The organism is Leptolyngbya cf. ectocarpi LEGE 11479, assembly GCF_015207065.1.
Lineage (GTDB): Bacteria > Cyanobacteriota > Cyanobacteriia > Phormidesmidales > Phormidesmidaceae > Leptothoe > Leptothoe ectocarpi.
The window spans coordinates 1-8,333 of record NZ_JADEXP010000287.1 but is presented as its reverse complement, the minus strand read 5'-3'; the positions used below and the strand labels follow the sequence as shown (position 1 = coordinate 8,333).

At 54.6% G+C, this 8,333-nt stretch carries 6 protein-coding genes; 4 read left to right on the top strand and 2 right to left on the bottom strand.

Translation table 11 applies throughout. The annotated features are described in order from the left end of the window. Positions 1-119 precede the first annotated feature (119 nt). A complete protein-coding gene (locus tag IQ260_RS23060; RefSeq protein WP_228016364.1) occupies positions 120-446 on the bottom strand; it encodes a hypothetical protein in 327 nt (108 codons plus the stop codon). A 262-nt stretch (positions 447-708) separates the two neighbouring features. On the opposite strand from IQ260_RS23060, the gene IQ260_RS23055 reads away from it, so the two are divergent. The 4 genes from IQ260_RS23055 to IQ260_RS23040 all read left to right on the top strand — a co-directional run bounded on the left by IQ260_RS23055 (position 709) and on the right by IQ260_RS23040 (position 7,563). After that, on the top strand, positions 709-1,320 hold the full coding sequence (locus IQ260_RS23055) for a GNAT family N-acetyltransferase (protein ID WP_228016363.1): 612 nt from the start codon (positions 709-711) through the stop codon (positions 1,318-1,320). A gap of 75 nt (positions 1,321-1,395) precedes the next feature. Continuing rightward, positions 1,396-1,620 carry a glutathione S-transferase family protein gene (locus tag IQ260_RS23050; protein ID WP_228016362.1) on the top strand — a complete coding sequence of 75 codons (225 nt, stop codon included), beginning with the start codon at positions 1,396-1,398 and terminating at the stop codon, positions 1,618-1,620. A gap of 259 nt (positions 1,621-1,879) precedes the next feature. Beyond that, the gene (locus tag IQ260_RS23045; RefSeq protein WP_193995431.1) at positions 1,880-6,658 is read left to right on the top strand and encodes a WD40 domain-containing protein; all 4,779 of its coding nucleotides are present in this window, start codon (positions 1,880-1,882) and stop codon (positions 6,656-6,658) included. Further along, entirely contained in the window at positions 6,655-7,563 is a 909-nt protein-coding gene (locus IQ260_RS23040) for a DMT family transporter (RefSeq protein ID WP_193995430.1), read from the top strand. The genes IQ260_RS23045 and IQ260_RS23040 overlap by 4 nt, the downstream gene beginning before the upstream one ends. 96 nt (positions 7,564-7,659) lie before the next feature. Here the strand turns inward: IQ260_RS23040 and IQ260_RS23035 are convergent. Next, positions 7,660-8,333, bottom strand: a 674-nt coding sequence (locus IQ260_RS23035) for a hypothetical protein (RefSeq protein WP_193995429.1), incomplete at its 5' end; no start/stop codon positions are given.

Below are 8,333 nucleotides of genomic sequence, written 5' to 3'. Positions count from 1 at the left end.
TAGCTGACCCGGTGATGATTGTCGGTACATTTCCCTGGTTAGGTGCAAGGGTTTTGAGCATTTTAGCTGATTTCCTTTGCACCTAATCAGGGCGTAATAGCCGGTAACCCTTATCAGGCTTACGTAGTTATCTTTTCAGCAAGCCCTAATTGTTTATGCCGTTTTCCCTGCGTTTGGTGGTGGCGTTCTGACGGAGCCAAGACGGTCAAAAAGTGTAGCCCCCAGGTTCGCTGCACCCAAGGAATCGGCACTAATAGCTGTAAACTCAACCAGCGAAGTACATTGGCTTTGATAAAGTGACTATCGCTCGACCGTACCGGGTCTCGATAGATCCCTTTCGCCGTTATCTTTTGGCCCCGTCGGCGTTCTATTGTGTCATCGATACCCAGCACCAACGCTGAGTTCCAGACTCGATGAGAGAATAACGGGGCGAACAAGCCCAGCATACTGAGTATTTCCATTTGCAGCAAGTTGGTTCTGATAAACCTATTGTGCTTGCTGCTTTCCTCTTAACCCCAATGTTGGATAAAGTCGAGCTTAGCTCTCTTTGAATACCTCCGCTGGTTCGAGTTAGGGAGGCGATTCCATACTTTAGATTGCCGGACGCAGTGGGACGATTCGAGAACGGCTATGGAACGCCATATTGACTAGGGTTGGTGCAGAGCTTAGAAAGAGCGTATTTTACTTTTCCTAACATTCACCACCAGTATGATGATAGCCCCTTACCCACACTACCCAGGGCACACAGTTGTTCGACAGGTAGCGCCTACAGAGCAAAAATATGTGATTGCCAGCTTAGTTCTAGCTTTTCACAACGATCCAGCTAGCCGCTGGTTATACCCCGATCCTCACCAATACCTGACTTATTTTCCTAAATTTCTTAAAGCATTTGGAGGCAAGGCGTTCGACCACAATACTGTTCACTGTTGCAACAATTATGCAGGTGCTGCACTCTGGTATCCACCTGATATTGAACCAGATATTGAGCCAGTTGTTCAGCTAGTACAGAAAAGCGTTCTTCAGGCGAAGCAATCTGACGTATTTAGTGTTTTTGAGCAGATGGATCGCTACCACCCCAAATACCCCCACTGGTATCTTGCCTTTATTGGGGTAGAGCCTACTCAGCAGAGCAAAGGACATGGCTCGGCTCTAATGCGTTCGGTATTGAAGACGTGTGATCGCGATCGGGTTCCTGCCTATCTCGAATCCTCCAAGCCAACTAACCTGTCCTTCTATCAACGCCACGGTTTTGAAGTACTGGGTACTATCCAGGTTGGAACTTCTCCCCCCATCTTTCCAATGCTCCGCCGTCCTCTGTAACCTCTTCAGTAGGTTTGCGTATTTCACACTTTTCCATCGTAGCTCGCGGCTACACGTTTTTCCCTTGGAACTCTTATGCTAAAGTTCTACTACAATCCGGTTTCTGTCAACGCTCGTTGCGTTTGGGTCGCACTGTTAGAAAAACAAATTTCTTTTGAGTCCATTCTGGTAAACCTAGATGGAGATCAGCTTAATAACAACTTTACAGCAATCAATCCGCTCTTGGCGGTTCAAAGGCGGATCTGGATGGTAGTCCAGTGGGAGCACATCATTCGCTACCAAGTCACAGCTGAAACGTAGCCAAACTGGCTTTTCCAAGCATCGCTGACGCACGAGTGGTATGACCTTGCTCGTGCGTTTCTTTTTGCCCGATTTTTTACACAAGAACGCTTTTACACAAGAACGCCGATATTTCCCCTGTAAAGTTGCTTAAATGTCTAGATACAATTTAAGTCTATCCAGCGTAAAATTACCGATACTTTCTTGCGGCATAGAAATACGGTTAGGCGTCAAACTCACGCGTCAACTCGAACGTCAAACAGCAGACTGTACAGGGCTTATGGACTTTCAACAGGCGCTTGAAACCGTCAACGAAGCGATGCTGGCTCAGCATAAGCGTTCTCTCAGCGAAGCAGAGCTGGCGCTCTTTCGGGGAAGCTGGTACGGCCAAACCTACGACGTCATTGCTGAAGAGTCGGGATATGCGGCGAGCTACTTCACGCGGGTTGTGGGGCCTAAGTTTTGGAAATCTCTAAGTTCAGCGCTGCAGCAAAAGGTCAGTAAAACCAGCTTTCGGGCTGTGATTGAGCAGGCCATTGCCACTGCTTCGACGACCGCGACGGTTCAGGTCGCAAGCCAGGACTTCCCTGCGGCGAATGCGTCTACTCCCATCTCGACCGATCTCTCAAATTCTCCTTCCAAAACTCGGATTGACTGGGGTGAAGCGCCGGACGTCACGCTGTTTTATGGCCGTCATGACGAACTGAGTGAACTGAATCACTGGCTAGTCGAGGAGCGCTGCCGTCTGGTGGCCGTCTTGGGACTGGGCGGCATTGGCAAAACGACCCTGGCGGCTCGATTTCTAGAAACACTGGAGGCATCAGGGTCGTTCACCCACGTTATCTGGCGATCGCTACGCAACGCGCCACCCTTAGATGAGCTGCTGGGGGAACTGGTGGCCTTTGTGTCTGACCAGCAGGATACGCAGCCCAACCTCAGACGGCTCTTGTACTGGCTGGGGCAGTCGCGCTGCCTGCTAGTACTCGACAATATGGAGACGATTTTGCACGGGGGCGAGCAGGCGGGACTGTTTTGCCCCGGCTATGAAGACTACGGCGATCTGCTGCGGCTGCTGATTGAGACACGGCACCAGAGCAGCGTCTTGCTGACGAGCCGAGAGAAGCCTGCGATGGTGGGAATGTCTGAAGGGATAGACCTATCTGTGCGATCGCTGTCGCTGTCCGGGTCGCCTGAGGCCGCGCGGTCGTTGTTGGAGGCCAAGGGACTGAGCGGAAATGAAGCCGAAAAAACGGCTCTGTGCGATCGCTACGGCAACAGCCCGCTAGCGCTAAAGATTGTTGCCACCTCAATTCAGAGTTTGTTTGACGGCGACATTTCCCTTTTCCTGGCTGAAAATACGCTTGTTTTTAACGGTATCCAGCGCCTGCTAGACCAGCAGTTCGACCGCCTCACGGCGCTAGGTCAACAGGTAATGTACTGGCTGGCGATCAACCGAGAATGGGCCAGCAGCAACGTTCTGATTGAAGATATCTACCCCGCTCAGCCGCGCAGTAAGGTGCTGAGTGCTTTAGAATCGCTCTCCTGGCGTAGCCTGATCGAAACCCAGGGCGGGCAGTACACCCAGCAACCGGTGGTCATGGAGTATGTGACAAGCCGGTTTATCGAGCGGATAGGAAAAGAGATTTTAGACCTCTCTTCCTCATCTGATGCGATCGCACTGCCGTTATTCAACCGTTTTGCTCTGCTAAAAACGACGGTAAAAGACTACATTCGCATCAGTCAGGTTCGCCTGATTGTGGAGCCGCTGCTGGCACATCTGCAAACCTCGCTGTCAACACTGCCGCAGCTAGAGGCGCATTTTTGCCATCTGTTCAATCGGCTACGGGCAACAGCCACGCGGGGGGAAGCATTAGCAGAAACGCCCGTAGAAGGACCAGCGCTCTCCTTCTACGGGGTCGGCAACTTTCTTAACCTGAGCTATCATCTGGGGCTAGACCTGACGGGCTATGACTTTTCTGCACTGACGGTTGTGCAGGCCGACCTCAGACCGATGCAGCTGCAACAAACTAACTTTGCGGGCGCAACCTTTATCAAAACCGTCTTCAGCCAAATTTTTGGCGCAGTCCCAACGGTGACGTTTAGTCCGAAAGGAGACTTTTTTGCCATTGGCGACTCCCACGGTCGAATTCACCTGTGGAGAATGGATACCCTGCAGCTTTGTCTGACGCTGGAGGCCCATGCTGGCTGGGTGCAGGCACTGCAGTTTAGCCCGGTGGCGCTAGCCGCAGCCGACAGTAGTACCGACGCCAGTACCAAGACTCGTGAGAACCGCCAAGAGTCTCAGCTGACCCTGGTTAGCGGCGGCGATGACCAAGCCGCCAAAGTCTGGGAAATCACCCAGGCCAATCTCGGTCGCGTAGCTAAAGCCGCAGTGCCTGAACCCCGCTATCAGGGCTGGTGCTACGCCAGTTTCACAGGGCACGGTAGCCGTGTGTGGACGGTGGCCGTCAGCCCGAATGGGCGGCAGTTGGCCACCGGTGGCAGTGACTGCACCGTCAAAGTGTGGGACTTAGAGACCCGGCAGCTGATCTTGACCGGGGTGGGGCACAGCAGTCAGGTGACCTCAGTGCGCTTTAGCCCGGATGGGCAGCAGCTGATCAGCGGTAGCCTCGACCAGACGGTGCGGCTGTGGTCTCTAACAGCAGGCACTATCAAAACGGGACTTGTGCTGGAGGGACATGAGGCCTTTGTCTGGTCGGTCCGGTTCCATCCCCACGCGCCAGTGGCGGCCAGCAGCAGTAGCGATCGCACCATTCGTCTCTGGTCCACGGTCACAGGTCAGCTGCTGGCCGCGCTAACCGGGCATACTGACCAGATCACCCGGATTGAATTTTGCCCCGATGGCCGCAGCCTGGTTAGCTGCAGCAACGATCTCACGCTTAAGCAGTGGGATGTCTCGCCTTGGGTACCTGCGGGTAACATCTCTCATGATGCCCTCTCGACAGAGAAAGTCTCTTCTGAATCAGAAGCAAAGAGCCCAGCAGCAGGAAGCGTCTTAGCCACTTTCAAAGGCCACACTAATCAAATCTGGGCGATCAGCCTCACGGCTCACGGAAAGATGATGGCCAGCGGCAGCCTCGACCAGACGGTACGGCTATGGAATTTGGAGACCGGGCAGCTCCAGCAGACGATTCGGGGGCACAACCATGAGATTTTGTGTAACACCGTCAGCTCAGATGGACAGTATGTGATTTCGGGCAGCAGCGATCGCACCATTCGGGTGTGGCACCGCACGACGGGAAAGCTGGTAAGAACGCTACGGGGGCACCAGAACTGGGTGCTGACGCTGGCGGTTCATCCAACGCGGCCCCTACTTGCCAGCGGTAGCTCAGATGGCACGGTGCGGCTCTGGAACCTTGAAACTGGTACGCCCCAGCTGCTGGAAAAATGTGGGAGCTGGATCTGGTCGCTGCAGTTCAGCCCCGATGGGGAAACGCTCGTCAGTGGCAGCTTTGACCAGACTCTGCGCCTTTGGCAGGTCGAAACGGGCGAGCTACAGCGGTCGATAGAATCGATTAATGCGCTCCACTGGTCGCTGGCCTTTAGCCCAGACGGGCAGCTGCTGGCCCTCACCGACGGGGACGATCAGGTGCAAATTCGCAATGCTAGAACGGGAGACCCGCTGCAGACACTGGCGAACCCCAGCCCCCTATTGTCAGTGGCGTTTGGCCCAGACAGCCGCACGATCGCCAGCGGTGGCTACGACGGCAGCGTTTGCCTGTGGCAGGTAACGGCCCAAACGAGCCAACTATTGCACACCTTTACCGAGCACCAAAGCTGGGTCTACGATCTGGCGTTCAGCCCAGACGGGCAGTATCTCGCCAGCGCCAGCTACGACGGCACGGCACGACTTTGGGACGTGGCGGAACACAAAGAACGGCATGTGCTGAGATCGCACACCGACCGGGTTACCTCCGTGGCCTTTTGTCCAACCACAAACGCCAACGCACCGGTCGGCACAGACAACCTGCTCGTCAGCGGCAGTACCGACGCCACCCTACGGCTCTGGACAATGGACGGAAAATGCCAGCAGGTACTGCGATTAGAGCGCCCCTATGAAGGCATGAACATTTCCAGTGTCCAAGGGCTAACCGTCCAACAGAAAGCGGTGCTACAGGAACTGGGCGCGGTAGAAAGACCCGACACGGTCCCCCAACCGGAACAGCCTGAGCTGGATCAGCAGCAACAGTCTGAATATGCCAAACCCCCAAAACAATCTGAACCCGTCGCGGCTGAGTACGACCCAACCATAGCCTGGGCAGAACCCACAGCTGGTTCGCAGCCCGAGATTCGTCTTACTGTTGTTGATGCCGACTCGTCAACGACGACACCGATACAGGTACAGCTATTAGGGGACTTCAGCCTTACCTACCAAAACAAAGCCCTCACCAGCAGTGCCAACCCACGCGTTCAGGCACTGCTGGCCTATTTGCTATTACACGACTCAACTCCTCACCTGCGGCAGCATCTGGCGTTCGCCCTGTACCCCGACAGCTCCGATGCCCACGCCCGCACTGCGCTGCGCAAAAATCTGTTTAACCTGCGGCAGTTTCTGCCCAACGCTGACCAGCTGATTCTCACCACCGCTCGAACGGTCCAGCTTCAGTTTACAGAGGCCGACCTAGCGGTTGACGTCACCCAATTTGAAGAGAGCCTAAACCGGGCGAAGGATAATACCCAGCAGCTAGAAGCCGCCATTCAACAGTATTCAGGAGAGCTGTTGCCGCTGCTAGATTATGAATGGCTGCTGCCCATCCGGCACCGCTTACAGCAGCGCTACGTAGACGCGATCGCAGCCCTCGTTGACGGTCTCGCCCAGCAGCAGCAGTACGTCCAGGCCAAGGCCTACACCCAACGGCTGATTGAGGCTGAGCCGTTAAAAGAATCGGCCTATCGCACCCTTATGCAGCTTCAGATAGACAGCTGCGATCGCACCGCTGCCATCCAAACCTATCACCATTGCATGAGTATTCTACGAGACGAACTGGGCATTGATCCTAGCCTCGAGACGCAGCAGCTCTACCAAACGTTGTTATGACCTCTCCTCGCGCTTCATCCTCCCAAACCTTACTGTGGCTGTCGCTGCTAACACTCTCGCTGATTTGGGGTAGCACCTACCTGTTCGTGAAGCTGTCGGTGGCTCAGCTTCCCCCCTTTGCCCTCACAGCGATTCGTGCTGGGGTTGCCAGTATTGCGCTGGCGCTGTGGTTTTTTTGCACAAGGCAGTCGCTCCAGCCCTTTCGCCATCTTTGGAAGCACATGGTTGTATTGGGCATGATCAACGGCTGGTTCCCTGACGTGCTCACGGCGATTGCAGCCCAGCATATCGACAGCGCCCAGTCCGGTATTCTAGTCACCACCACGCCCCTGTTCACCGTCATGATTGCCTATCAGGCGTTGCGTGATGAGGCATTAGACTGGCTCAAACTGGTGGGGGTTATGATCGGCTTTGTTGGGGTCTTTTTTGTCATCGGTCCCCAATATATTCTGAGCGCCTCTGGAACGCTGCTAGGTAGCATTGCCATGCTGTTAACCGCCGCGTCCTATGCCGTCGGTAACGTCTATGGTCGGTGGCTCAGGTCTCCTCACGCGGCGCAGCTGGCCCTGGGTCAAAATATCTTTACCTGTCTGCCGGCGGCATTGTTTAGCGCTATCGTTGACCCTCCGTGGCGTTTGGATCTGAGCGTGACGACAATAGGCTCGGTCCTGTTTCTAGGATTGATTACCACCGCCGCCGCCAACGTATTGTTCTTCGGTATGCTTCGCCGCTTTCCGGCGACCAATATTTCAACGGTGTCTTACCTCAAGCTGATCTGGTCCGTCTTCCTGGGCTGGGCCGTTCTATCTGAGCAGATCTCGCTAACGGTACTGCTTGGCTGCGGGCTGATTGTGACGGGCGTGTGGCTGATAAATCGCCCCGCCATCGTTCGCATTAAGGGGTGACAGCGTAGCTACACACTGATGATTTTTATCTCGGCAGAGTACAACATTTAAGTAAACTCCACGTCCTAAATTGGATACAAAGCTGTTTGACTCTGTTTATGAAAGGTTGAGAGCCCTAGGTGAGAGAGCATCCATGTTGATGGCTAGAAACCGGTCTAGGGCTAAATACATCCAGTAGACGGCGGCCTGATTATCGAGACCTGTTTTTTGGAACCCGAGGGCTGTTGCCAGGGGTTCGTAGTGACGGTGAATGATCAGGGTGTGGAGATCGCACAAATTTGGAAAGTCTTGTTGCATAGCCTGTAACGTTGTTTGAGTATCCTTGAGCAACAGCAGTGACTGACTTTCATAGTCGGAGGCAATATTCCAGCTGCGAATAAAGAGGGAACGGCAGGTATCATCTCCCGGTGTGGCCAGGGTAAAGGGATCTTCGGTGGAAATGCCGCTCAGGTGTAAGCCTTTGGTCGGTGGGCCAAAAAAGTGAATTTCAGAGTCGCGGGTGGTGGGGTATAGCAGGCAAAATCCGACGGGGTTGAGGTTGTCGCTACGGCGAAGGACGCGCATGCCCCGGCTGTAGCCCTCGGCCCACTGGCGCAGGAGTTCGGTGATCCGGTAGGGGACGGCTGTATTGCTATTATTCATCCAGTTGTAGCGGCTGGCTAACAGGTTGGCCACGGGGATGGCATCACAGCGGGGGTCGAACTGGTCGGCAAAGACGTTGGCGGGTTTAGAGGGGGGCTGGTGGAGTTCTGGCGGTTGGGAAATTGCTG